This is a genomic window from Streptococcus lactarius, from assembly GCF_016642265.1.
GTDB classification, from domain to species: Bacteria; Bacillota; Bacilli; order Lactobacillales; family Streptococcaceae; genus Streptococcus; species Streptococcus lactarius.
Map to the genome: position 1 here is coordinate 19,902 of NZ_MRXX01000008.1, position 24,608 is coordinate 44,509.

General features: G+C 44.1%; 26 protein-coding genes. 24 read left to right on the top strand and 2 right to left on the bottom strand.

Features of this window, described 5'->3' with window-relative positions; all coding sequences use genetic code 11:
* Positions 1–25: 25 nt before the first annotated feature.
* From rpoC to folK, 20 genes are all read left to right on the top strand, one after another.
* Positions 26–3,679: a DNA-directed RNA polymerase subunit beta' gene (gene rpoC / locus BTU61_RS06565; RefSeq protein WP_200772858.1), complete on the top strand. Its 3,654-nt coding sequence runs from the start codon at positions 26–28 to the stop codon at positions 3,677–3,679.
* Between the two features lie 326 nt (positions 3,680–4,005).
* Positions 4,006–5,154: a non-hydrolyzing UDP-N-acetylglucosamine 2-epimerase gene (wecB, locus tag BTU61_RS06570; RefSeq protein WP_200772859.1), complete on the top strand. Its 1,149-nt coding sequence runs from the start codon at positions 4,006–4,008 to the stop codon at positions 5,152–5,154.
* A gap of 5 nt (positions 5,155–5,159) precedes the next feature.
* Entirely contained in the window at positions 5,160–5,948 is a 789-nt protein-coding gene (locus BTU61_RS06575) for a hypothetical protein (RefSeq protein WP_200772860.1), read from the top strand.
* Positions 5,949–5,957: 9 nt separating this feature from the next.
* Positions 5,958–6,098, top strand: a complete 141-nt coding sequence (locus tag BTU61_RS06580; protein ID WP_187539697.1) for a hypothetical protein — start codon at positions 5,958–5,960, stop codon at positions 6,096–6,098.
* Positions 6,091–7,401 carry a glycosyltransferase family 2 protein gene (locus BTU61_RS06585; RefSeq protein WP_200772861.1) on the top strand — a complete coding sequence of 437 codons (1,311 nt, stop codon included), beginning with the start codon at positions 6,091–6,093 and terminating at the stop codon, positions 7,399–7,401. The genes BTU61_RS06580 and BTU61_RS06585 overlap by 8 nt, the downstream gene beginning before the upstream one ends.
* Before the next feature lie 8 nt (positions 7,402–7,409).
* Positions 7,410–8,513, top strand: a complete 1,104-nt coding sequence (locus tag BTU61_RS06590) for a family 8 glycosyl hydrolase (RefSeq protein WP_200772862.1) — start codon at positions 7,410–7,412, stop codon at positions 8,511–8,513.
* Positions 8,514–8,741: 228 nt separating this feature from the next.
* The gene (locus BTU61_RS06595; protein WP_200772958.1) at positions 8,742–9,131 is read left to right on the top strand and encodes a DUF1033 family protein; all 390 of its coding nucleotides are present in this window, start codon (positions 8,742–8,744) and stop codon (positions 9,129–9,131) included.
* Between the two features lie 85 nt (positions 9,132–9,216).
* Positions 9,217–10,158, top strand: a complete 942-nt coding sequence (gene comGA / locus BTU61_RS06600; protein WP_200772863.1) for a competence type IV pilus ATPase ComGA — start codon at positions 9,217–9,219, stop codon at positions 10,156–10,158.
* The gene (comGB, locus tag BTU61_RS06605) at positions 10,091–11,122 is read left to right on the top strand and encodes a competence type IV pilus assembly protein ComGB (RefSeq protein WP_244967046.1); all 1,032 of its coding nucleotides are present in this window, start codon (positions 10,091–10,093) and stop codon (positions 11,120–11,122) included. Before comGA ends, comGB begins: the two co-directional genes overlap by 68 nt.
* A complete protein-coding gene (gene comGC, locus BTU61_RS06610) occupies positions 11,119–11,436 on the top strand; it encodes a competence type IV pilus major pilin ComGC (protein ID WP_187539705.1) in 318 nt (105 codons plus the stop codon). The genes comGB and comGC overlap by 4 nt, the downstream gene beginning before the upstream one ends.
* Positions 11,426–11,830 (top strand): competence type IV pilus minor pilin ComGD, encoded by a 405-nt coding sequence (gene comGD / locus BTU61_RS06615; protein WP_234700114.1) that lies wholly within the window; start codon positions 11,426–11,428, stop codon positions 11,828–11,830. The genes comGC and comGD overlap by 11 nt, the downstream gene beginning before the upstream one ends.
* 40 nt (positions 11,831–11,870) lie before the next feature.
* A complete protein-coding gene (gene comGE, locus BTU61_RS06620) occupies positions 11,871–12,083 on the top strand; it encodes a competence type IV pilus minor pilin ComGE (protein ID WP_234700115.1) in 213 nt (70 codons plus the stop codon).
* Entirely contained in the window at positions 12,073–12,525 is a 453-nt protein-coding gene (gene comGF / locus BTU61_RS06625; RefSeq protein WP_200772864.1) for a competence type IV pilus minor pilin ComGF, read from the top strand. The genes comGE and comGF overlap by 11 nt, the downstream gene beginning before the upstream one ends.
* Positions 12,491–12,958, top strand: a complete 468-nt coding sequence (comGG, locus tag BTU61_RS06630; protein ID WP_200772865.1) for a competence type IV pilus minor pilin ComGG — start codon at positions 12,491–12,493, stop codon at positions 12,956–12,958. Before comGF ends, comGG begins: the two co-directional genes overlap by 35 nt.
* A gap of 30 nt (positions 12,959–12,988) precedes the next feature.
* Positions 12,989–13,942: a class I SAM-dependent methyltransferase gene (locus BTU61_RS06635; protein WP_200772866.1), complete on the top strand. Its 954-nt coding sequence runs from the start codon at positions 12,989–12,991 to the stop codon at positions 13,940–13,942.
* A 51-nt stretch (positions 13,943–13,993) separates the two neighbouring features.
* Positions 13,994–15,187, top strand: coding sequence for an acetate kinase (locus BTU61_RS06640; protein ID WP_200772867.1), 1,194 nt, complete (start codon positions 13,994–13,996; stop codon positions 15,185–15,187).
* Positions 15,188–15,603: 416 nt separating this feature from the next.
* Complete coding sequence (folP, locus tag BTU61_RS06645) at positions 15,604–16,563, top strand: dihydropteroate synthase (RefSeq protein ID WP_200772868.1); 960 nt, start codon at positions 15,604–15,606, stop codon at positions 16,561–16,563.
* Complete coding sequence (locus BTU61_RS06650) at positions 16,564–17,874, top strand: bifunctional folylpolyglutamate synthase/dihydrofolate synthase (RefSeq protein WP_200772869.1); 1,311 nt, start codon at positions 16,564–16,566, stop codon at positions 17,872–17,874. It begins immediately after the preceding gene.
* A gap of 8 nt (positions 17,875–17,882) precedes the next feature.
* The gene (gene folE, locus BTU61_RS06655) at positions 17,883–18,437 is read left to right on the top strand and encodes a GTP cyclohydrolase I FolE (RefSeq protein ID WP_200772870.1); all 555 of its coding nucleotides are present in this window, start codon (positions 17,883–17,885) and stop codon (positions 18,435–18,437) included.
* A 25-nt stretch (positions 18,438–18,462) separates the two neighbouring features.
* A complete protein-coding gene (folK, locus tag BTU61_RS06660) occupies positions 18,463–19,272 on the top strand; it encodes a 2-amino-4-hydroxy-6-hydroxymethyldihydropteridine diphosphokinase (RefSeq protein ID WP_200772871.1) in 810 nt (269 codons plus the stop codon).
* 331 nt (positions 19,273–19,603) lie between these two features.
* Here the strand turns inward: folK and BTU61_RS06665 are convergent, their stop codons facing one another.
* Both BTU61_RS06665 and pepA read right to left on the bottom strand, forming a co-directional pair.
* Entirely contained in the window at positions 19,604–21,088 is a 1,485-nt protein-coding gene (locus BTU61_RS06665) for a DUF1846 domain-containing protein (protein WP_200772872.1), read from the bottom strand.
* Between the two features lie 493 nt (positions 21,089–21,581).
* Positions 21,582–22,646, bottom strand: a complete 1,065-nt coding sequence (gene pepA, locus BTU61_RS06670) for a glutamyl aminopeptidase (RefSeq protein ID WP_200772873.1) — start codon at positions 22,644–22,646, stop codon at positions 21,582–21,584.
* Positions 22,647–22,789: 143 nt separating this feature from the next.
* Between pepA and BTU61_RS06675 the strand changes: the two genes are divergently transcribed.
* From BTU61_RS06675 to BTU61_RS06690, 4 genes are all read left to right on the top strand, one after another.
* Positions 22,790–23,080: a DUF4651 domain-containing protein gene (locus BTU61_RS06675; RefSeq protein WP_003004245.1), complete on the top strand. Its 291-nt coding sequence runs from the start codon at positions 22,790–22,792 to the stop codon at positions 23,078–23,080.
* The gene (locus BTU61_RS06680; RefSeq protein WP_200772874.1) at positions 23,077–23,394 is read left to right on the top strand and encodes a thioredoxin family protein; all 318 of its coding nucleotides are present in this window, start codon (positions 23,077–23,079) and stop codon (positions 23,392–23,394) included. Before BTU61_RS06675 ends, BTU61_RS06680 begins: the two co-directional genes overlap by 4 nt.
* Before the next feature lie 9 nt (positions 23,395–23,403).
* The gene (gene ytpR / locus BTU61_RS06685) at positions 23,404–24,030 is read left to right on the top strand and encodes a YtpR family tRNA-binding protein (protein ID WP_200772875.1); all 627 of its coding nucleotides are present in this window, start codon (positions 23,404–23,406) and stop codon (positions 24,028–24,030) included.
* A gap of 97 nt (positions 24,031–24,127) precedes the next feature.
* Positions 24,128–24,523: a single-stranded DNA-binding protein gene (locus BTU61_RS06690; protein ID WP_003004675.1), complete on the top strand. Its 396-nt coding sequence runs from the start codon at positions 24,128–24,130 to the stop codon at positions 24,521–24,523.
* The last annotated feature ends 85 nt before the right edge of the window (positions 24,524–24,608 follow it).

Here is a 24,608-nt window from a genome sequence, read left to right on the forward strand (position 1 = left end):
TGAAAACAAGGAAAGGTAAGAAATAGTGGTTGATGTAAATCGTTTTAAAAGTATGCAAATCACCCTAGCTTCTCCAAGCAAGGTCCGTTCATGGTCTTATGGAGAGGTCAAGAAACCTGAAACAATCAACTACCGTACATTAAAACCAGAACGCGAAGGTCTCTTTGATGAAGTCATCTTTGGACCTACAAAAGACTGGGAATGTGCGTGTGGAAAATACAAACGGATCCGTTACAAAGGGATTGTTTGTGACCGCTGTGGTGTGGAAGTAACACGTGCCAAGGTTCGTCGTGAACGCATGGGGCATATCGAGTTGAAAGCACCTGTATCACACATCTGGTACTTCAAAGGCATCCCTTCTCGTATGGGATTGACCTTGGATATGAGTCCTCGTGCCCTTGAAGAAGTCATCTACTTCGCAGCTTACGTGGTGATCGATCCAAAAGATACACCGCTTGAGCACAAATCCATCATGACAGAACGTGAATACCGTGAACGCTTGCGTGAATACGGACCAGGTTCCTTTGTAGCTAAGATGGGTGCAGAAGCGATCCAAGACCTCTTGAAACAAGTGGATCTGGAAGCTGAAATTGCTCTCTTGAAAGAAGAATTGAAGACTGCAACTGGTCAAAAACGTGTGAAGGCTGTGCGTCGTTTGGACGTCTTGGATGCCTTCTATAAATCTGGCAACAAGCCAGAATGGATGGTCCTCAACATCCTTCCCGTTATTCCACCAGATCTTCGTCCGATGGTCCAATTGGATGGTGGCCGGTTTGCCGCCTCTGACTTGAACGACCTTTATCGCCGGGTAATTAACCGCAACAACCGTTTGGCTCGTCTCTTGGAATTGAATGCACCAGGTATCATCGTGCAAAACGAAAAACGGATGCTCCAAGAAGCGGTTGACGCTTTGATCGACAACGGTCGTCGTGGTCGTCCGATCACAGGACCAGGTAGCCGTCCACTGAAATCATTGAGCCACATGCTCAAAGGGAAACAAGGACGCTTCCGTCAAAACTTGCTCGGTAAACGGGTGGACTTCTCAGGACGTTCCGTTATCGCCGTTGGTCCGACTCTGAAGATGTACCAATGTGGTGTACCACGTGAAATGGCCATTGAGCTCTTTAAACCATTTGTCATGCGTGAAATCGTTGCGCGTGATATCGTACAAAATGTAAAAGCTGCAAAACGCTTGGTAGAGCGCGGAGATGAACGGATCTGGGATATCCTCGAAGAAGTCATCAAAGAACATCCAGTTCTCTTGAACCGCGCACCGACCCTTCACCGTTTGGGTATCCAAGCCTTTGAACCAGTCTTGATTGACGGGAAAGCCCTTCGCTTGCATCCACTTGCCTGTGAAGCTTATAACGCCGACTTTGACGGGGACCAAATGGCTATCCACGTGCCTCTTTCAGAAGAAGCCCAAGCAGAAGCGCGTATCTTGATGTTGGCTGCTGAACACATCTTGAATCCAAAAGATGGAAAACCAGTCGTTACGCCATCTCAGGATATGGTTTTGGGGAACTACTACCTTACAATGGAAGAAGCGGGTCGTGAAGGGGAAGGCATGGTCTTTAAGGACCGTGACGAAGCTGTGATGGCGTATCGCAATGGTTATGTGCACCTACACTCACGTGTTGGGATTACGACTGATAGCTTGAACAAACCATGGACAGAAGCGCAACAACACAAGATTCTCTTGACAACTGTTGGTAAGATTCTCTTCAACGATATCATGCCTGCAGAACTTCCATATCTCCAAGAGCCAAACAACGCCAACTTGACTGAAGGGGTTCCAGCTAAGTACTTCTTGGAATCAGGTCAAGATGCTAAATCAGCGATTGAAAAATTAGAATTGAATGTTCCATTCAAGAAGAAAAATCTTGGGAACATCATTGCTGAAATCTTCAAACGCTTCCGTACAACAGAAACATCTGCTTTCTTGGACCGTTTGAAAAACCTTGGTTACAACCATTCAACCCTTGCTGGCTTGACAGTGGGGATTGCCGATATTCCAGTTGTTGAAGACAAGGCCGAAATCATCGAAGAATCTCACAAACGTGTGGAACAAATCACTAAGCAATTCCGTCGTGGTATGATTACAGATGATGAACGATACAATGCTGTTACTGCTGAATGGCGTGCGGCCCGTGAACGATTGGAAAAACGCCTGATTGATAACCAAGATCCGAAGAACCCAATCGTTATGATGATGGACTCTGGAGCCCGTGGTAACATCTCAAACTTCTCGCAACTTGCCGGTATGCGTGGTTTGATGGCCGCTCCGAATGGTCGGATCATGGAATTGCCAATCCTTTCAAACTTCCGTGAAGGTTTGTCAGTACTCGAAATGTTCTTCTCAACTCACGGTGCTCGTAAAGGGATGACCGATACGGCCTTGAAGACTGCTGACTCAGGTTACTTGACTCGTCGTTTGGTAGACGTTGCCCAAGACGTGATTATTCGCGAAGACGATTGTGGAACTGACCGTGGTCTCTTGATCCGCTCTATCACAGAAGGCAAAGAGATGATTGAGTCTCTGGAAGAACGTCTGAACGGTCGTTACACTAAGAAAACCGTTCGCCATCCTGAAACTGGTGAAGTCATCATCGGCCCAGACGAATTAATTACAGAAGACAAGGCGCGTGAAATCGTCAATGCTGGTGTGGAAGAAGTCACTATCCGCTCTGTATTTACATGTAACACTCGTCACGGTGTCTGCCGTCACTGTTATGGTATCAACTTGGCAACTGGGGATGCGGTTGAAGTTGGTGAAGCAGTTGGTACAATCGCTGCCCAATCTATCGGGGAACCTGGTACACAGTTGACCATGCGTACCTTCCACACGGGTGGGGTTGCTTCAAATACCGATATCACGCAGGGTCTTCCTCGTGTCCAAGAAATCTTTGAAGCCCGCAATCCGAAAGGGGAAGCGGTCATCACAGAAGTCAAGGGTGAAGTTACAGCGATCGAAGAAGATGCTTCAACTCGGACTAAGAAAGTCTTTGTCAGTGGAGCAACTGGTGAAGGTGAATACGTTGTCCCTTACACTGCTCGCATGAAAGTCGAAGTGGGAGATCATGTTTCTCGTGGTGCAGCTCTGACGGAAGGGTCTATCCAACCAAAACATCTCCTTGCTGTACGTGATGTCTTGTCTGTTGAAACTTACCTCCTTGCGGAAGTACAAAAAGTATACCGTAGCCAAGGGGTAGAAATCGGCGACAAACACATCGAGGTCATGGTTCGCCAAATGATCCGTAAAGTTCGCGTCATGGATCCAGGAGATACCGACCTTCTCATGGGAACGCTCATGGATATCACAGACTTTACAGATGCCAATAAGGATGTCCTCATCTCAGGTGGGGTACCAGCGACAGCTCGCCCAGTTCTTATGGGAATCACCAAAGCCTCGCTTGAAACCAATAGCTTCTTGTCAGCTGCTTCCTTCCAGGAAACAACGCGTGTCCTTACAGATGCAGCAATCCGTGGTAAGAAAGACCATCTTCTTGGTCTCAAGGAAAATGTTATCATCGGTAAGATCATCCCAGCAGGTACTGGTATGGCTCGCTACCGTAACCTTGAACCACAAGCTGTCAACGAAGTTGAAATTATTGATGAGGTTCCATTGACAGATGAAGCAGCAGATGCAGTCCAAACTGCTGAAGTCGTGGAAGAATAAAAATGAAAAATCGGAGCCCTCGGGTTCCGATTTTTTTTGAAGAAAAACATAAAAATTTATGAATAAAAAATTGACTGAATAATTATTTAATTAATATTTTACCAAAAATATTAGCCCGTTAAAATATATGCATTTGCGCATCAGTGCTTTAAAACTAGTGAATATGTATTACAAAACCCAAAATAAATAAATGACTAACTATTAGTAATTAGTAAATAAAACCAAAATAATATTTGACAAGTACAGTCAGAGGGGGTAGAATGAGAAAAAGATGTACAAAAATTAACAATTTGTTGAGATAATCACGATCTCAACGGGAGAAGTTTATGGGGAAATTGAAGATCATGGTTGTGTTTGGAACACGACCGGAGGCCATCAAAATGGTTCCTTTGGTGTTGGAGTTACAAAAACATCGAGAGACGCTGGAGACAGTCACCGTGGTTACAGCCCAGCACCGTCAAATGTTGGACCAAGTCTTAGAGACTTTTCATATTCAGCCACAGTATGACTTGAATATTATGGGGAAACGTCAAACCTTACTCGAGATTACTGGTAAGATACTGGATCAATTGGATCCTGTGGTGAAAAAGGAAAAACCGGATATGATGCTGGTGCATGGAGATACGACAACTACCTTTGCGGCTAGTCTGGTTGCCTTTTACAACCAAGTCAGTATTGGGCACGTCGAAGCTGGTTTACGGACCTTTGATAAGTATTCTCCATATCCAGAAGAGATGAACCGTCAGATGACGGATAACTTAGCAGATTTGTATTTTGCGCCAACAAGCGAAAGCAAGGCCAATCTTTTAATGGAACATCATCCGGAATCTGCTATTGTGGTGACGGGAAACACAGCGATTGATGCGCTGAAACTGACGGTTCAAGAGGACTACCACCATGAGGTGCTGGATCGATTGGATCCAACGAAAAAATTGATCCTTGTGACCATGCATCGAAGAGAAAATCAAGGGCAACCGATGAGAGCAGTATTTCATGCTCTACGAGAAATGGTGGACAAGCATCCAGAGATTGAGGTGGTTTACCCCGTTCATTTGAGTCCGGCTGTTCAAGAAGCTGCGACGAGTATCTTAGGAAATCACGATCGGATTCATCTCATTGCCCCTTTGGATGTATTGGACTTCCATAACTTGGCTTCTAGAAGTTACTTTATCATGTCGGATTCTGGTGGTGTGCAAGAGGAGGCGCCATCACTAGGAAAACCGGTACTGGTCTTACGGGGTACGACAGAACGTCCAGAAGGGGTCAAAGCTGGTACCTTAAAATTAGTTGGTACAGATCCTGTAATGGTCAAATCCACAATGGAAGAGCTATTAACCAACGAAAGACTGTATGCTGAAATGGCCAATGCTCGCAATCCTTATGGAGATGGAAAAGCATCTGAGCGGATCGTACAAGCGATTCAACAGTATTATGGTTTAGGAGATGCTGTTGAAGAATTTCAAGAGGGAGAATAAGAATCATGAAAAAAACTGAGAAGTTAAGTCGATGGTTGCTGATTTTGCTTGTTTTCGAAGTCCTTCTTTTCCTATATTGCTTATTTTTTGCAAGAGAGATTCTGATTGAAGAAGGTTTGTTTCTTGTCTTGGGTTTGTTCACAATCATTGTTTTAACGGATTTATTGCTAACCTGGGTCATCCTTCTTTCCTTTGCTTTTGGAATTGTGTCGTTGGTCGCAGGCGTTGTGTATATTCCGTTTAACCAGGCCTTGCTCTTACTCTTTAGTTTTCCAGTCTTGCTTGGAATCTTGAGTCAAATTCGTTATCACCTATTTAAAGAAATTGCAAAAGTACAGGATCAAGAACCAGATGCTTATGTGGATTATCGCAATCGAATTGCAGCCTATAGTTCGCAGAGCAACGATCGCATTCAGGCTCTCTTAATTCATTGGTCGCATGAAGAATTGTTTTTCCAAATGCAACCTAGGGAATACAACCGAACCTTGAATCAAATTCATTACTTGTTATCCAATCATATCAAGCAAAATGGGAGTTTGTATTATGTATCAGATGGAAACTTTTTGTTGTTCGATTCAACTAGTCAGACCAATCTGAAAGACGAATATGAAACGGTGGTAAAACCCCAATTGGAAAGTCTCGTTTTTCGTGGTGAAGATGGGGTTCAAGCCATTCAATTTCAATCAGGATTTTTAGCGGTTGATCCTACTAACCGCACCAAGTATTATCGCTATAAAGAGATGATGAGTTATTTAAAACGTCAGTTAGAGACGGATATTATTGTGGAATATTAGGAGGAAACCATGACGCTCACAACTATCTTTTTTAATATCGCCATCAGCATCAGTCTGTTTTTTGCCTTGTGCTTTATTGTATTATTTGTAGCCTATATGATGATCTATCATCGTGTGAATAAAAACTTTAAGGCGGTGGACCATGATTAGTCAAATTGTGATGATTATTGCCCTGGTCTCCATTTGGCTGTCCTTGGGCTGGGCCTTAGTAATCCTTTTTTCAGCCGTTCATTTTTGGTTCAAACATAGTGATTTTCGTGTCGATACGGCGCCTCTTCCTTATTATCCTAAAGTTACAATCGTTGTGCCAGCCCATAATGAGGATGTGGTCATTGCCCAAACAGCTAAGGCCATTCTCGACCTCAACTACCCCCATGATCGTGTGGAATTATTCCTCTTTGCGGATAATTGTTCTGACAGGACCTATGAAGAATGCCTTGCCGTTCAAGCTCTACCAGAGTATGCGGGACGTGATGTAACCATTATCAACCGAAGTGGGACAGGTGGAAAAGCGGGTGTTTTGAATGATGCTTTGAAAATGGCGACGGGAGACTACATTTGTGTCTACGATGCGGACGCCATGCCTGAAAAGAACGCCCTTTATTTCTTGGTGAAGGAAGTGCTCAAAGATCCAGAGCGTCATGTGGCCTCTTTTGGTCGGAATAAAACGCGGAATGCCGGTCAAAACTTCTTGACCCGTTGTATCAACCAAGAAATTGTGGTCACCCAACGGGTTCACCATGTGGGCATGTGGCATCTCTTTAAGATTGGCCGGATTCCTGGGACTAACTTTATCATCCAAACGGAGTTTGTGAAGAGTATTGGAGGATGGAAGAATGGTGCCTTAACAGAGGACACGGATATTTCCTTCAAAATTATGCACAGTGGGAAATTAATTGCTTTAGCCTATAATTCAGAAGCCTTTCAACAGGAACCGGAGACCCTGAAGAGTTATTATATGCAACGGAAACGCTGGGCTAAGGGGAATTATGAAGTGGTGCTGTCAAACTTTAAGCATTTGTTTGGCAAGGGCAATTGGCGGGTCAAGCTTGAAGTCATCAATTATTCTTGTATTTTCTTCTGGTTTAATGCAGCGATTGTCTTATCAGACTTGATCTTTTTTGCAAATATCTTAGCCATGTGTATCCATACAGTGGTGCCTGGGGTTCAAATTCCATTCGCGTTTGACTCTGAGAATATCTATATTGCTCAATTGATGCTCTTTAACTGGATCTTGATGATCGGGCTTTATTTGCTTCAGATCAATGTAGCCTTGGCTTCTCAGTTTGGACAAGCTACAGTTAAGCAAATTTGGTTAGCCTTGGCTGCCTATTTCACCTATTCCCAACTCTTCATCATTGTGTCGATTGATGCCATTTCTTCGATTGTAATGGATAAAGTATTGCACCGTAAAGAAACCAAATGGGTTAAAACAAAACGATTCGCTGGATAGGAGAACTTATGAAAACAAAAAAGATGAGATATGTGTGGTTTCTAGCGATCCTTTGTATTTTCTGTTTGACCTTGTTTTTGGCGAGAACGAGAAGTAAGGTGGACATGCGCAATCGGATCTACCGTCAGTGGCAGGACCATTTTGTGGTCTCTAAAGGAAAAGAGTCCTATGTTCAAACAAACAATTCTAAGGATCAGACAGTGGTTCTATCAGAAGCGCAGAGTTATGGAATGGTGATCACGGTAGCAGCTGCTAAAAAAGGACAAGCACAACAAGAAGATTTTGAGCGTCTCTACCAATATTATTTGAATCATCGGATTGCGGATACTCAATTGATGTCTTGGAAACAAACGATTGTGGATGGAAAAGCTTCAGCTGAGGATCATAATGCAACGGATGGGGATCTTTACATTGCCTACTCTTTACTAGAAGCTGCTCAACAATGGCCAAAACAGGCCAAAAAATACCAAGACCAAGCTAAAGCTATTTTAGAGGATGTCCTCAAATACAATTACAATGAAGAAACAGGTGTTCTGACGGTTGGGAATTGGGCCAATCAGGATTCAAATTTTTACTATTTGATGCGGACGTCTGACACGCTGCCAGCGCAATTTCAACTGTTTTATAAGGTCACAAACGATTCTAAGTGGTTAGATATCAAAGATAAGATGTTGCACCAGTTGGATGTAGTGAGCTCAAAGACATCCTCAGGTCTACTTCCAGACTTCATTTGGGTGGATCACGATGGGGCTAGTGTAGCCGATCCAAATACCATTGAATCTAAGTATGATGGTTCTTATTCCTACAACGCCTGTCGTTTACCTTATAACCTCTCTCAAAGCAAGGATAAAACCAGTCAGAAATTGCTGAAAAAAATGCTTGGTTTCTTTAAAAAGCAACGAAACCTTTATGCAGGTTATGATTTAAAAGGGAAGGCCTTAAACGATCATCAGGCAGCCAGCTTCCTTGCACCGATTGTTTATGCTTCAGAGAGTGGAGAAGGGTATTTAAAATTGGTTCAACAGAATAAATATATTTTTACCCAAGATCTCCCTTTGAACAACTACTATGATGCAACCATGACTACCATGATTGCCCTAGAATTGTTTTAAGTAAGAAACATAAAAAAGAGAGTCTTGCAAGATGCTTGTTTCATGTTGTAAGGCTCTCTTCTTGTTTGTGTCTCGTAAAAAAGACCTCAAAGAAATAGGACAGCCATTTTTTAGAAAATGGCGCTGATATTTTCATGAAAAGAGGCCCTTAAAGAGGGTCTTGAGCACAAAACTTTTATTCTCAAAGGATTTTCTATATAATAGAGGATACAAAGGATGGAAGAGTTTATGTATCGAGTGATTGAGTTGTACGGGGATTGTGAGCCCTGGTGGTTTTTAGATAATTGGCAAGAGGATATTGTGGATAGTTGGAAGTTTGAGGACTATTACCAAGCTTTGAAAAACTATAAACAAAAGTGGTTGGAATTGAACGAACGTTTTCCTAGTTATAAAAGTAGGAGTGATTTGATGACAGCCTTTTGGGATCCCAAAGAGCAAGAGTGGTGTGAGGAATGTAGTGAGGATGTGCAATTGTTTCACTCGATTGTCTTGCTAGAAGATGGGCACAAAATTCCAAAAAGTAAACTCCGGCCTGGCTACGAAAAGGAAAAAGGAAGCAAGAAGCACCGCTCCTGCCAATATACCCTTAGTGCTAAGCAGGCTCCAAAAAACCTATAATGAATCCAGAAGATTTTTTAGATGTTTCTAGAAAATCTTCTTTTTTTGCGTTCTTTTTCGAATAGTATAAGTGAGAGGAGGAACTATGGTTCAAGAAATTGCAAAAAAATTGATTCGCATGGGAAAGAAGGAAGAAGCCCAGGATCTTTATTTTATCCCTCGAAGTGAGGGATACCAAGTCTTTATGAGGGTGGGAGATGAGAGGCGCTTTGTACAGACCTTTCCTTTTGAGGAGATGACAGCGATCATCAGCCACTTTAAATTCGTAGCAGGGATGAATGTGGGTGAAAAAAGACGCAGTCAATTGGGCTCGTGTGACTACCCTTTGGAAGAGGGGGTGGTCTCGATCCGTTTGTCAACGGTTGGGGATTATAGAGGCTATGAAAGCTTGGTAATTCGTCTCCTACATGATGAGGAGCGGGAGTTGCGCTTCTGGTTTGACCAGTTGCCGGAATTGCAGAAAAAGTTAGCAGGTCGGGGGCTCTATCTTTTTGCGGGGCCTGTTGGTTCGGGCAAGACCACCCTCATGCATGCTTTAGCGCAGGCCCGTTTTGCGGACCAGCAAGTCATGTCTATTGAAGATCCTGTTGAGATCAAGCAGGACAATATGCTCCAGCTCCAGCTCAATGATCAGATTGGCATGACCTATGACAACTTGATTAAACTCTCCCTACGCCATCGACCGGATCTTCTCATCATTGGGGAGATCCGAGATAAGGAAACCGCTCGTGCAGTGGTACGAGCTAGTTTGACAGGTGTGACGGTCTTCTCCACTATTCACGCCAAGAGTGTTAGAGGAGTCTATGAGCGCCTCTTGGAGCTTGGGGTGAGTGAGGATGAGCTAAAGATTGTCTTACAAGGAATTTGCTACCAACGATTAATTGCAGGAGGAGGTGTTGTTGATTTTGCAACGGAAAACTACCAAGAACACAAAGCCAGCCGCTGGAACCAGCAAATGGATCTCTTGGCTCAATCAGGATATATCCAGCTGGCTCAGGCACAAGCCGAAAAAATTATCTACAACTAAACAAAAGCAAATCATTGAATTGTTTTCCAATCTTTACTCGAGTGGTTTTCACCTAGCTGAAATTGTGGATTTCCTAGACCGTTCCCATCTGGTGGATGGGCGCTTGGTAGCTAAGATGCGGGAGGATCTTGCTCAAGGACGACGCTTCTCTGAGATGATGGCGGGAATTGGTTTTTCAGATGCGGTGACCACACAGTTATCTTTAGCAGAGCACCACGGGAACATTGAATTGAGCTTAGAGAAAATCGGAGCTTATTTGGAAAATATGCGCAAGGTCAAGAAAAAATTAATTGAGGTAAGTACCTATCCTCTTCTTTTAGTCGGATTTTTAATCCTCATTATGTTGGGCTTGCGCAATTATTTACTTCCTCAGATGGATAGCCAAAATATAGGAACGCAATTGATCAGCCTGTTTCCGCAAATCTTTTTGGCTCTCGTCGCGGGCAGTGGGATTTTGGTCCTACTAGGAGTGGCTTATTACCGGAAATCTGGCAAAATCAAAGTATTTAGTGCCCTGTCTCACCTGCCTTTTGGGAAAGGCATGATTCAAGCTTATTTGACGGCTTATTATGCCAGAGAATGGGGCAATATGATCGGCCAGGGATTAGAGTTATCCCAAATTTTTAGCATGATGCAAGAACAAAAATCTCAGCTCTTTCAAGAGATTGGAGTGGACTTGGTGCTGTCCTTGGATCGGGGTCAATCTTTTTCAGAGACAGTTGGCCACTATCCCTTTTTCAAAAAAGAGTTGCCTCTTATGATTGAGTATGGCGAAGTAAAATCAAAACTCGGAAGTGAGCTAGAGATTTATGCTGAGAAAACCTGGGAGGATTTCTTCCGCCGGGTTCACAAGGCTATGAATGTGATTCAACCCTTGGTCTTTGTCTTTGTGGCTCTTGTAATTGTATTACTGTATGCAGCTATGTTGCTGCCAATTTATCAAAATATGGAGGTTCATTTATGACATCATTAAAAAAATATACGGTAAAGGCGTTCACGCTGATTGAAATGCTGGTGGTTTTATTGATCATCAGTGTCCTATTGTTGCTCTTCGTGCCAAATTTGACCAAACAAAAAGACTCTGTGAAAGAAACAGGAAATGCAGCGGTTGTCAAGGTGGTCGAAAGTCAGGCAGAACTCTATGAACTCAATCATACTAACGATAAGGCCAGCTTATCAAAACTTATTTCTGAAGGCAATATTACCAAAAAACAAGCAGACTCTTATCGTGCTTATTATGCGAAAAATAGTGGAGAAACACGTGCGGTTGCAGATTAAGGCTTTTACCTTGGTGGAGACACTCTTGACCTTGATGATTGTGAGTTTCATATATATGGGTCTAACTGGATCTGTCAAGACTAGTTTTCAGCAGGTGGAGGAAAAAGTATTTTTTGCAGAGTTTGAACACCTTTACCAAGAAAGTCAAAAGATCGCTCTGGCAAAGCAAACAGAGCTAGATCTAGAAGTGAGTGCCAGTGAGATTCGTACGCCTTACCAGACGGTGAGCATTCCTGCATCGGTGAGTGTACAAGACCCGAAAACGATTCAATTAGACCGAGCAGGTGGGAATTCCTCCCTTGCAAATCTTCATTTTACTACACAGAGAGGAGTGGTGACCTATCAGCTATCGCTTGGTAATGGAAAAATTAAAAAGAGTATCCAGCCCCGCTAGTATTCTCCTAGAATCATTAGTGGCCTTGAGTTTATTTGCCATGATTACGACCTTGCTCTTAGGAGAAATGAGGCGGTCACGAACAGAGCGACTAGCAGATTTCAAAGAAATGGAAGTGTTATCCGTCGCTCAAATGGCCCTACAGACAGGTAAGAACTCCTTAACGGTCAATGGAATTCAAGTAGAGGTTGAAAAAGATGCGCAACACATCACGGTCTACCATCAAGGAAAGGCGGTGCTACATGTGGAGTAAACGAAAGGTCAAAGCTTTCACCCTACTCGAAGCCTTGGTCGCTCTGTTGGTGCTTAGTGGCGGTATCCTGATCTTTCAAGGATTGACCAAACTCTTGCATTCGGAGCTGGACTACCAAGCTCACCAAAAACAGGAAGAGTGGCTGTTGTTTCAACAACAATTGCAGGTAGAATTGGATCGCAGTCATGTTGAAAAAGTGGAGAACAATCACATCTACTTGACTCAAGATCAAAAACCAATTGCGATTGGCCAGTCTAAGGAAGATGATATTCGGAAAACGGATGATCGGGGTAGGGGGTACCAACCCATGATTGCAGGTGTTCGCTCTAGTAAAATATGGCAGGAAGAAGATCTCATTCATGTGCAGATAAGCTTTGAAGAAGGCCTAGAAAGGGAGTATATCTACCATGTGGTTCCAGCGATTCAAAAAGAAAAGAGTTAAAGCGGGTGTCTTGCTGTATGCCCTCTTGATGGCGGCTGTTTTTAGCCTTTTACTCCAGTTTTATCTGCATCGCCAGGTTGCTGAAAGACGTATTCTCAAAAGTAGTGAGGACCGTCTGCGTGCCTATGCCTTGGTGCAGTTGGCTATGGGTCAGGAAACCAAGGAGGAGAAAACAGCGGATATTCATTTGAAATCTGGGACGGTTCACCTCAAGTGGGATGCTGGTTTTCTTTATGCCAAGGCTGAGATTCATCAGGAAAGCTATGACTTTGTTTTGCCTGTAAGCGAAGAAAAAGAGAGCAAGAAAGAGAAAAAAGAGAAGAAAGAGAAGAAGGAAAAGAAGTCCAAGAAAGAAAAAGCGATGCCAGATCTACCTTCTGAAGAATCATCAAGCGAGGAGAAGAAGCAAGCAGACAATAGCGAAAACGACTAATTTTTGGTATGATAGGGTGCGGAGGAAATCATGAATTTCGAAAAAATTGAACAAGCCTATACCTATCTATTAGAAAATGTCCAAAGCATTCAAAATGAGTTGGCAACGAGTTTTTATGATGCCTTGGTCGAACAAAATGCGATCTATCTGGATGGTGAGACAAGCCTGGAAGTCGTCAAAAACAATCACCAACGTTTAAAGGAGCTTCAATTAAGCAAGGAAGAATGGCGCAGGGCCTATCAGTTTCTCTTTATGAAGGCCGCACAGACCGAGCCCTTGCAAGCTAACCATCAGTTCACACCGGATGCAATTGGCTTTATCCTAACATTTTTGATTGATCAATTGGCCAAAAGTGACCAAGTTGATGTCTTGGAAGTAGGGAGCGGCACAGGTAATCTCGCTGAGACCATTGTCAACAATAGTCGCTTGGAAATGAGTTATTTGGGATTGGAAGTGGATGATCTCTTGATCGACTTGTCTGCTAGTATTGCAGATGTTATGGCGTCGAGTGTGGCATTTGTCCAAGGAGATGCGGTGCGCCCTCAAGTCTTGAAAGAAAGTGACTTGATTGTAAGTGACCTTCCCATCGGCTACTATCCTGATGATGCAATTGCACAGCGTTACCAAGTGGCAAGCTCAGAAGGGCATACCTATGCCCATCACCTGATGATGGAACAGGCCTTGAAGTACTTGAAACCTCAAGGAGTGGCGATCTTTTTAGCGCCCAATAATCTTTTGACGAGCCCTCAGAGCGATCTCTTGAAGGCCTGGTTGAAAGAACATGCCCAACTACTAGCCATGATGACCTTGCCCGAATCCCTCTTTTCAAACCCAGCTTATGCTAAGACTATTTTTGTCTTTAAAAAGCAAGAAGAAGGACAGATGCAACCATTTGCCTATCCATTTACAAATTTACAAGATCAAGATGAGATTGTTCGCTTTATGGAAAGTTTCCAAAACTGGTTACAGGATAGTGAAATTTGAGCAAAGATCTGTTATAATAGAGAATGTGAAAACGCTTGATGAGGTGAAAATATGTCGAAAACAATTTCAATTAATGCAGGGAGCTCCAGTTTAAAATGGCAATTGTACCAAATGCCAGAGGAAACCGTTCTTGCAAAGGGATTGATTGAACGAATTGGTTTGAAAGATTCTATTTCAACTGTTAAATTTGATGATCGTTCTGAAAAACAAGTATTGGATATTCATGACCATACACAAGCTGTAAAAATTTTGTTGGATGATTTGATTCGCTTTGATATTATCAAGTCATACGATGAGATTACAGGGGTTGGTCACCGAGTCGTTGCAGGTGGAGAGTATTTCAAAGATTCTGCTTTGGTAGATGACGAAGTTCTTCGAAAAGTGGAAGAATTGTCTTTATTAGCACCGCTTCATAATCCTGCCAATGCTGCCGGCATTCGTGCCTTTAGAGAGATCTGTCCAAATATTACCAGTGTCGTAGTATTTGATACGTCCTTCCATACGACGATGCCAGAGAAGGCTTATCGCTATCCTCTTCCAACGAAATACTACACAGAAAACAAGGTTCGCAAATACGGTGCCCACGGGACCAGCCACCAGTATGTAGCTGGGGAAGCGGCAAAACTCCTTGGGAAACCATTGGAAGAATTGAAATTGATCACTTGCCACGTCGGAAATGGTGTATCTGTTACAGCGATTGATAAGGGAATTTCTGTTGATACTTCAATGGGCTTCACTCCTTTAGGTGGGGTTATGATGGGAACACGTACAGGAGATCTCGATCCAGCGATCATTGCTTATTTAATGGAGCACACAGAAGACTTCAATACGCCTGAAGATATCAGCCGGATCCTTAATCGTGAGTCAGGCCTTCTTGGGGTATCAGAATCTTCTAGCGATATGCGTGATATCCACACAGCAATGCACAATGGCGATGAAAAAGCTAAATTGGCTTATGATATCTTTATTGATCGCCTACAAAAATATATCGGTCAGTACTTGGCTGTCTTAAATGGTGCAGATGCTATTGTCTTTACTGCTGGAATCGGTGAAAATGCAGTGAACGTTCGTTCGTCTATTATTAATGGCATTAGCTGGTTTGGTTGTAAGGTAGACCCTGAAAAGAACGTCTTTGGAGTAGTCGGTGACATTTCTACAGATGACTCCCGTATCAAAGTCTTAGTCATTCCAACAGATGAAGAATTAGTCATTGCGCGTGATGTTGAACGGTTCAAAAATCAGTAGATCAAACGGATAGGAGAAGGTCGGAGGTGTAAGCCTCGGCCTTCTTTTGGTCCATCCTCCTTTGCTAGCTATAGTCCTTTAACAAAGTTTGATGAGTCTGTACCCCCTTTCTATATGGTATGTCCGGATCAAAAAACGTTTTTTCAAAAAGGTCGATACGAGTGTCCCTACTTGCCGTCCTCAAAGAGAAACTTCTCCTTCATTTTCTTCATCGCATCAAGAGTTTTCTTCCATGATAAATTGTGATAAAATGGTAGGTACCAATGAGTTTTGATGGTGTTCCATCAGCTAGAGGCGAAGAAAAAATGAACCATCAACTGCAATCGGTCAGATGAGCTAACTCGGAGGTTTGGAACCCTTGTTCTGGCCTCTTTTTATATCGATACTCTCTGATTGCAAGGGAAAGGAGTTGGAAGATGACGAAATGGGTAGATAGGAAAGGACTAAGTGGCCAAGGGACCCTTCTTTGTGGGATCTTAAATGTCACTCCGGATTCATTTTCTGATGGCGGTAAGTATACGAGTGTGGATGCAGCCTTGCAGCAGGCGAGAAAACTGGTCCAAGAAGGAGCGCAGATCCTGGATATCGGAGGAGAATCGACGAGACCAGGCAGTCATTATGTGGAAATCCAAGAAGAGATTGACCGCGTGGTTCCGGTCATTGAAGCCATTCGGAAAGAAAGTGATGTCTTGATCTCAGTGGATACTTGGAAGTCCCAGGTGGCGGCCGCGGCACTGGAAGCTGGAGCTGATATTGTCAATGATATCACTGGTTTTCTTGGAGATCCAAAGATGGCCACTGTTGTGGCAGAGCATGAAGCTGGTACAGTTCTCATGTTTAATCCAGTGATGGCAAGGCCACATCATCCAAGCTCCACTATTTTTCCAACTTTTGGTTTTGAGCCAGCTTTTACAGAAGCAGAGCTTCAAATAATGGCGCAAGAACCGATTCAAGATGTGATGTGGACCTTCTTTGACCGTTCGCTTGCGCTAGCAAAAGAATCCGGTGTCCAGATGGACCGGATCATGCTAGATCCTGGGATTGGATTTGGTTTGACCAAGCGCGAGAACTTGCTCTTGTTGCAAGAGCTTGAAACCATCCACCAAAAAGGTTATCCGATCTTTCTAGGGGTCTCCCGCAAACGCTTTGTGGTCAATATTATTGAAGAAGCTGGATTTGAAACAGATCCTGCAACGGAGACTGGTTTTTGGAATCGGGACCTGGCTTCGAGCCATTTGACGAGTATTGCAGCCAGTCAAGGAGTCGAAGTGGTGCGGGTGCATGACATTCCCCTTCACAAGATGGCGGCCAGCTTAGGACAAGCCATTTTCCAAGCCCAAGAGGCAGCAGATACTAATTTAAAACAATACAAGTAAATGAAGACAAAAGAACATCAGTTGGATCTTCGTTGGCTAGAAGCCTATCGATCTCAAGATCCACATTTTGGCTTGGAGCGCATGGAAGCTCTCTTGGCTTTGAGAGGAAATCCTCACCTAGACTGTCGGGTCATTCATGTTGCGGGGACCAATGGCAAGGGCTCTACTATTGCTACCTTATCCCAACTTTTGAGACAGGCAGGTTTACGCGTTGGAGTCTTTACCTCTCCTTATCTGATCCATTACAATGACCAGATCACCATTAATGGCGAAGCCATCTCCGATCAAGACCTGCAAACCTATCTGGATAGCTACCAACAGCTCTTGGAAGCTGAAGAATCAAGAGACATCTTTCAAGGTTTGACGGAATTTGAGGTGATGACAGCCATTGCCTATGATTATTTTGCTCATGAGGAGCTGGATTACGTGATTATGGAAGTCGGTATGGGCGGACGATTAGACAGCACCAATGTCTGTCAGCCCGTTCTGACCGCGATCACATCGATTGGCTTGGACCACGTCGCCCTTTTAGGGCCGGATCTGGCTTCCATTGCCCGTGAAAAGGCTGGTATTATCAAGCCTGAAATTCCTCTGGTTTTAGGGAAATTAGAGCCTGAAGCCAGCCAAGTGATTGAAGGCATTGCGCTTCAAAAGCAGGCCCCGATAACAGCCTATGACAGAGACTACCAGATTGAGCTAGAAGCTTCTTGCCTATCGGGCCAATCCTTTTCTTATCACAGTTCCAAAAGAGAAAAAGCTTCTTATCAAGTAGCGCTTTTAGGTCATCATCAGGCCAGAAATGCAGCCCTTGCGATCAGTATCTGTGATGTACTTTTTGAAAGAGAAGGGCGTGGACTCTTGTCAAAAGAATTGGTGGATGAGGCCCTGCGTCAAGTTGTCTGGCCTGGTCGGATGGAAGTGATCTCTCAAAAGCCCATGATCCTGCTAGATGGGGCCCATAACCCCCATGCTGTTGCGCCTTTGATCGCAAGTCTTCGAGAACTGTTCCCGAGTCAAAAAAAGACCATTCTTTTTACCTGCATCCGGACCAAAGCCTTGGAAGAGATGCTGGAGCAGTGGCAGAAACTGGAAAATAGTCGCTTGGTTCTCACGACCTTTGACGATCCAAGAGCCTATTCTCAAGATAAAATGACAGCTGTTGCTAACAAGCACCAGCTTGAGGAAGTGGACTGGCGAGAATTTCTACAAAACTGGCAAGCTGGAGATGATGAGCTCCTCGTTGTAACGGGATCGCTCTACTTTCTCAGCCAAGTACGACCTTATTTATTAAAAACAGAAAAATCCAACTAGGAGATGATATGGATACAAAGAAAATTGAAGAAGCAGTGAAAATGATCATCGAAGCAGTCGGTGAAGATGAGAACCGTGAGGGACTCCTGGAAACTCCGACCCGCATCGCAAAGATGTACCAAGAGATCTTTTCAGGTTTGGGACAAACAGCAGAAGAGCATTTGTCAAAATCATTTGAAATCATTGATAACAATATGGTGGTTGAGAAGGATATTTTCTTCCATTCCATGTGTGAGCATCACTTCTTGCCGTTTTATGGCAAGGTACATATTGCCTACATTCCAAATGGCCGTGTTGCTGGGCTTTCAAAACTGGCTCGGACGGTCGAAGTTTATGCTAAAAAACCACAGATTCAGGAACGATTGACGGTCGAGATCGCTGACGCCTTGATGGATTATCTGGGAGCACAGGGAGCACTGGTCTGGGTAGAAGCAGAGCATATGTGTATGAACATGCGTGGTGTCCGTAAACCTGGGACTGCTACAGTGACAACGGCTGCGCGTGGATTGCTTGCGACAGATAAAGACTTGAAAAATGAAGCCTATAAACTCATGGGCCACTAATGGCTGACTATAAGAGGTGAAGAGAGTGGATCAATTACGGATCAAGGACTTAGAGGTATACGCCTATCATGGTGTTTTTCCGGCAGAAAAAGAATTGGGACAACGCTTTGTCTTGGATGTTTGGGTGGATTATGAAATGACCCGAGCTGCTCGTACAGGTGATTTGGAAGCTTCGATCCATTATGGAATCTTAGCGGAACAGTTGACCGAGTGGATACAGGCTGAAAAGATTGATTTGATTGAAACGGTTGCCTTTCAATTGGTGCAAAAAATTTTCGAAAGCTATGCATTTGTAGAAAAAGTCCGCCTGGAGTTGAAAAAACCGTGGGCACCAGTTCCTTTGCCTTTAGAGACTTGTTCGGTGACGATTGAACGAGAGAAAAAACGGGCTTTTATAGGCCTTGGGACCAATATGGGAGACAAACCTCTTCAGCTAGATACTGCGCTAGAAAAAATCAAGGATCGAGGGATTCGTATCCTGCAGACTTCTACAAGAATCCAAACAGAGCCTTGGGGTGGTGTGGAGCAGGACGCCTTTTTGAATCAGGTGGCAGAAGTCGAAACATGGATGACCCCGCAGGATATCCTAGAGACCTTACTTGCCATCGAGCAGGAAATGGGTCGAGTCCGTGAGGTCAAGTGGGGGCCACGTGTGATCGACTTAGATCTACTTTATATGGAGGACACCATTTGTTACAGCCCTAGCTTGATCTTGCCGCATCCTTATGTGGCAGAGCGCGCCTTTGTCCTAGAATCTTTGAACGAAATTGCCCCTCATTTTGTGGATCCTGTTCAAAGAAAGCCCATTCGCCAATTATGGGATGCTGTCAAATAGTCTCTCTTCTTTGCATCATAAAAAAATCCCTGCTCGAGGGATTGTTCAAATTGTAGACAAAGACTTCTTAAAAAACTTTCCTTAGGTGAGTACGGACGTCTGCGAACTTCTACGAAGTTCCAAGACTAATGATTGAGCCTGAGGTCTCAATCATTCCGAGTGCCTGAAACTGATTCGTTTCAGGCACTTTTCTCACGGCGGAAAGTTTCAGAATATGATTGAATAACTATAACGAGTATAATTTTTAAAGAATTGATTAGATTTTATTAAAGATTCGTTTATCTACACTCTCAACAATCCCTCGAACGGGATTGTTTTTGTTTGTCTTCAATTATTTACGATACAAGCGATCGTATTGGTAGACGGGATCCATGGTGACGTGGATACCGAGCTTGCGAAGGACATTCTTGTCTTCGTCTGTCAGCATAACAGTTGAATGGGCTTCGCTGCCTTTCAACTTGCCTAATTCTTGCATAGCAAGCTTAGCGTCTTCATTGCTCATGGCCGTAATAGCAAGGGCAATGAGGATCTCATTTGAGTGAAGGCGAGGGTTGCGACTGCCTAAATGATTGATCTTCAAGCCTTGGATCGGTTGCACGTACTCTGGCTCGATCAACTTAGTTTCTTTGTCAACGTGAGCTAATTTCTTAATGGCATTGATTAAGAGGGCTGCAGTTGGACCAAAGAGATCAGATGTTTTTCCAGTGACCATCTCGCCGTTTGGCAATTCAAGGGCCAAGGCTGGCTCCCCTGTTTCTTCTTCTTTCTGACGGGCAAGGACGGTCACTTTCCGATCATTTGGTGTAATGCCCAAATCATTCATCAAGAGCTCAATCTTTTTCACAGCTCCTTCACCGACACGTTCTGCCTTGACATCCAAGATGGTTTGGTAATAGCGACGGATGATTTCTTGTTGGGAAGCTTCAATCGCAGCATCATTGTCCACAATGGCAAAGCCAACCATGTTGACACCCATGTCTGTCGGAGAAGCGTAAGGGGAGGTTCCCAAGATCCGTTCCAACATGCGCTTCAAGACAGGGAAGATTTCGATATCGCGGTTGTAGTTGACCGTTGTTTCCCCGTAGGTTTGGAGGTGGAAGGGATCGATCATATTGACATCGTCTAGATCGGCAGTCGCTGCTTCATAGGCCAAGTTGACTGGGTGGTGCAAGGGAAGGTTCCATACTGGGAAGGTTTCAAATTTAGCATAGCCAGATTTGATGCCATTCAATTGGTCATGGTACATATTGGACATACATGTTGCCAATTTACCAGAACCAGGACCAGGAGCCGTCACAACGACCAAATTGCGGCTGGTCTTGATGTAGTCATTTTTCCCCATCCCTTCAGGAGAGATGATGTGGTCCATATCAGTCGGATAGCCCTTGATCGGATAGTGTAGATAAGAGGCAATCCCACTTTTATCCAGTTGCTTACGAAAGGCGTCCGCAGCGGGTTGTCCAGCATATTGGGTGATCACGACCGAGCCTACAAAGATCCCCAATTCGTTGAATTTATCGATCAAGCGCAGGACTTCTTGGTCATAAGAAATCCCAAGATCCCCACGCGCTTTTGAGTGCTCAATGTTGTTGGCATTGATGGCAATGACAATTTCCACCTGGTCCCGCAATTCTTGGAGCAACTTGATCTTATTGTCTGGTTCATAACCAGGCAGGACTCGAGCAGCGTGGAAGTCCTCTAACATCTTGCCGCCAAATTCGAGGTAGAGTTTGCCATCGAATTGGTTGATCCGCTCGATAATGTGGTCCCGTTGCAAATTCAAATACTTTTCAGAACTAAAAGCTTGTTTTTTCATCTAAATCTCCTGTAAATAAGGGAAACCTGCTCCCTACACGAAATATTCATTCTTTCATATTATATCAGAAAACAGATGGAAGACAAACTATTCTCTGTCGCTTTCCATAGAAGAGATTAGACATCATAGAATTTGATTGTTCAGGCATATTTTTTACATAAAATAACCTAAGTAATGATAAACAAATAAAATGAGGTAGTCTATTAAGGTCATTGCAGGGGGCGCTTAAACTTTCCGCTGTGAGAAAAGTGCTAGAAACACTACTGTTTCTAGCACCCGGGGGTTTTGGGAGTAAAACAGTTTGAGAAACTGTTTTAGCCTGAGCCAAAAAAATGAAAAGCGAAGGGTCCAAAACTAAGTCATAGAACTTCTTGGATCGCTGAAATCATCCACTGGATAATTTCACCTAACGTCCGTACTCACCTAAGGAAAGTTTTTAAGAGGATTTTATCCTCTATCTAAAGCCCCTTACGGGGCCTCGTGCTCAATGCTCTTAATAGTGTTTGATCAAATCAACTGTTGAGCGATCCAATTTCTTAACCAATGCTTGCAAGAAGGCTTGCGCTTGTAAGAAATCATCCATAGCATAGAGGGTTTGGTGAGAGTGGATGTAGCGGGCACAGACACCGATGGTGGTAGATGGCACTCCGCCATTCTTCAAGTGTGCGGCACCGGCGTCGGTTCCACCTTTACCACAGTAATATTGGTATTTGATACCGGCTTCTTCAGCAGTTGTGAGTAAGAAATCTTTCATATTAGGCAATAGGATGTGACCAGGATCATAGAATCGGATCAGGGTTCCTTCGCCAATAGCACCTTGCCCTCCAAAGATATCAGCAGCTGGGGAACAATCGACAGCAAGGAAGACTTCCGGATCAAATTTAGTGGTAGAGGTATGGGCACCACGAAGTCCCACTTCTTCTTGAACATTGGCTCCGACATAGAGTTCATTGCTCAAGTCTTGATCAGAGAGGTTCTTGGCCAATTCACTGACCATCAAGACGCCGTAGCGGTTATCCCATGCTTTAGAGATCACATTTTTACCATTTGCTGTGAGAATAGCAGAGCTGTCTGGCACCAAGGTGTCCCCAGGATGGACGCCATAGCTTTCAGCCTCAACTTGGTTGCTAAATCCAGCATCAAAGACAATGTCCCCAATAGTAGGAACGGTTGGACCGCCCGCACCACGTGTCAAATGTGGAGGGACAGATCCAGAAATAGCAGGGTATTCACGGCCATCGCGTGTCAAGAGTTTGAAACGTTGGCTGCTGACCACCATCGGGTTCCAACCACCGATTGGCACCACACGGAAAGTCCCGTCAGCTTTGATTTCGCTGATCATAAAACCAACTTCGTCCATGTGGGCAGCGACTTGGACGCGAGGGGCATCACTCGCTGTTGAGTGTTTGATCCCAAAGATTCCACCGAGACCATCGGTCACGATCTCATCCACATGAGGGGTCAATTGTTGGCGCAAATAGTCCCGTACAGGTGCTTCATGGCCTGAGATAGCGGGAATTTCAGTTACTTCTTTGATTTTAGAAAATAAATCAGTCATAGGTTACCTTCTTTCTGATGTTATTTTATCATTTTTTTGGCGAGGATGGTAGCCTCATGGGAGAGGCGTTTCTGTTGGAGGGCCAGGAGGAAACCCTAGCTCGACCATTGTCCCCTTGCTGATTTTGTGTTACAATAGGCACTATGAAAGCAAAAAAAATTATTTTATCGAGTCTGGCTGTCGCAAGTGCCGGAGCTCTTGCGGCTGGTGTTTATAAAATTGCCAAAGATCAAAAGCGCCTTCGTACCCAAGAAGAGTTGGTCGCAGAAGTGCGGGAGCAAATGGAAGCTATGGGGACGATTGCGACCCTGTATGTGGAACTCTACGAGTCCAGTGAAGAACGTTTGGTAGGGGGCGTTATCTTTGAGGATGAGCGCCATTACCGCTTTGTCTACGAAGACGGCCTCTTGCATTATGAAGAGGAAAAACTATGATCACACCTCATTCTTTCGAAGAAATCGCCTCCTATATAGAGCAAGAAGGCAAGAAAGTCTTTGTCTTTTCAGCAGATTGGTGTGGGGATTGCCGTTATCTCCAACCTTTTTTGCCGGAAATTGAGGCGGAAAACCCTGAATTTACCTTTATCTTGGTGGACAGAGATGCTTATATGGAGCTAGCCAAAGTCTGGAATGTGTACGGAATTCCGAGTCTGGTCGTACTGGAAAAGGACAAGGAAATCGGACGGTTTGTCAATCGTGATCGAAAAACCAAAGCGCAGATTACGACCTTCTTAGCAAGATTAAAATAGGAGAAGAACATGATTGTAACATACAACAAAGAACAAGTCGGCGATGTCTTGATGCTGACCTTGAAAAATAGTGGAGAAGCAAAGCTCGCTGTTGAAAGAAAAGGAAAGGTGGCTCGCGTTTACCGTGAGGACAAGCAAGAAACGGTTGCCTGGAATATCTTTGATGCCTCGTCTTTCTTCGTCATCGAAGGCAATGGCCAAGTCTTTTTGACAGATGAGCAAGTAGATCGGTTGAACCAAGAGTTGGAAAGCGAAGGCTTTGCAGAACGCTTGGTCAATGACCGCGAACCGAAATTTGTGGTGGGAGAAATTCTTGAAATGGTAGCCCATCCAGATAGTGACCACTTGAATATCTGTCAAGTAGCAGTTGGGCCGGATAAGACAGTTCAGATCGTGGCAGGAGCTCCAAATGCGCGTGTCGGTCTCAAGACCATTGTCGCTCTTCCAGGTGCCATGATGCCAGATGGCAGCTTGATTTTCCCAGGTGCCCTTCGTGGTGAAAAAAGTTATGGCATGATGTGCAGTCCTCGCGAATTGCACTTGCCAAATGCTCCTCAAAAACGAGGCATTATTGAATTAGATGACGCAGAAGTGGCAGGAACACCTTTTGATCCTGCCCGTCACTGGAACGGATAAAAAAGAAGATTCTAGGATGCTTGCAGTCCTAGAATTTTTTTATGGGAGCACCTCCATTTTTGAAGATTTTTTCGAATAAATAGATAGGAGGTAAATGATGTATAATAAAGTTATTTTAATCGGTCGCCTAGTAGCGGCTCCAGAATTGCATAAAACCAGCACAGATAAATCGGTTGCTCGAGTGACCGTGGCGGTCAATCGCCGTTACAAGGATCAAAATGGAGAGCGGGAAACCGATTTTGTCAATGTCGTTGTTTGGGGGAAATTGGCTGAAACCATGGCTAGTTATGCCAGTAAAGGCAGCTTGATCTCTTTGGATGGAGAGATCCGTACCCGTCGCTATGAGAAAAATGGGGTTATGCAGTATGTGACAGAAGTCCTCTGTCAGAGCTTCCAGTTGCTTGAGAGCCGGGCTCAAAGAGCGATGCGTGAAAATGGTGGGACAGGAGATCTTGCTGATATTATCTTAGAAGAGGAAGATTTACCTTTCTAGAAAGATCGAACCATCAGGCTTTGTGGGTGGAATGAGGCTGGGATAAAAGTCCTAGCCTCTCCATTGTCTTTGGATTGTCGAGCAA

Bases quoted from the DNA above. Each gene is read 5' to 3' on its own strand.
- BTU61_RS06690 (WP_003004675.1), top strand. From the start codon at position 24,128: ATGTATAATAAAGTTATTTTAATCGGTCGCCTAGTAGCGGCTCCAGAA.
- comGG (WP_200772865.1), top strand. From the start codon at position 12,491: ATGTGGTTCCAGCGATTCAAAAAGAAAAGAGTTAAAGCGGGTGTCTTG.
- BTU61_RS06640 (WP_200772867.1), top strand. From the start codon at position 13,994: ATGTCGAAAACAATTTCAATTAATGCAGGGAGCTCCAGTTTAAAATGG.
- folP (WP_200772868.1), top strand. From the start codon at position 15,604: ATGACGAAATGGGTAGATAGGAAAGGACTAAGTGGCCAAGGGACCCTT.
- BTU61_RS06675 (WP_003004245.1), top strand. From the start codon at position 22,790: ATGAAAGCAAAAAAAATTATTTTATCGAGTCTGGCTGTCGCAAGTGCC.
- BTU61_RS06585 (WP_200772861.1), top strand. From the start codon at position 6,091: ATGATTAGTCAAATTGTGATGATTATTGCCCTGGTCTCCATTTGGCTG.
- wecB (WP_200772859.1), top strand. From the start codon at position 4,006: ATGGGGAAATTGAAGATCATGGTTGTGTTTGGAACACGACCGGAGGCC.
- BTU61_RS06595 (WP_200772958.1), top strand. From the start codon at position 8,742: ATGTATCGAGTGATTGAGTTGTACGGGGATTGTGAGCCCTGGTGGTTT.
- BTU61_RS06580 (WP_187539697.1), top strand. From the start codon at position 5,958: ATGACGCTCACAACTATCTTTTTTAATATCGCCATCAGCATCAGTCTG.
- ytpR (WP_200772875.1), top strand. From the start codon at position 23,404: ATGATTGTAACATACAACAAAGAACAAGTCGGCGATGTCTTGATGCTG.
- BTU61_RS06650 (WP_200772869.1), top strand. From the start codon at position 16,564: ATGAAGACAAAAGAACATCAGTTGGATCTTCGTTGGCTAGAAGCCTAT.
- pepA (WP_200772873.1), bottom strand. From the start codon at position 22,646: ATGACTGATTTATTTTCTAAAATCAAAGAAGTAACTGAAATTCCCGCT.
- comGF (WP_200772864.1), top strand. From the start codon at position 12,073: ATGTGGAGTAAACGAAAGGTCAAAGCTTTCACCCTACTCGAAGCCTTG.
- BTU61_RS06680 (WP_200772874.1), top strand. From the start codon at position 23,077: ATGATCACACCTCATTCTTTCGAAGAAATCGCCTCCTATATAGAGCAA.
- BTU61_RS06590 (WP_200772862.1), top strand. From the start codon at position 7,410: ATGAAAACAAAAAAGATGAGATATGTGTGGTTTCTAGCGATCCTTTGT.
- comGC (WP_187539705.1), top strand. From the start codon at position 11,119: ATGACATCATTAAAAAAATATACGGTAAAGGCGTTCACGCTGATTGAA.
- BTU61_RS06665 (WP_200772872.1), bottom strand. From the start codon at position 21,088: ATGAAAAAACAAGCTTTTAGTTCTGAAAAGTATTTGAATTTGCAACGG.
- BTU61_RS06575 (WP_200772860.1), top strand. From the start codon at position 5,160: ATGAAAAAAACTGAGAAGTTAAGTCGATGGTTGCTGATTTTGCTTGTT.
- comGE (WP_234700115.1), top strand. From the start codon at position 11,871: ATGATTACGACCTTGCTCTTAGGAGAAATGAGGCGGTCACGAACAGAG.
- folE (WP_200772870.1), top strand. From the start codon at position 17,883: ATGGATACAAAGAAAATTGAAGAAGCAGTGAAAATGATCATCGAAGCA.
- comGA (WP_200772863.1), top strand. From the start codon at position 9,217: ATGGTTCAAGAAATTGCAAAAAAATTGATTCGCATGGGAAAGAAGGAA.
- BTU61_RS06635 (WP_200772866.1), top strand. From the start codon at position 12,989: ATGAATTTCGAAAAAATTGAACAAGCCTATACCTATCTATTAGAAAAT.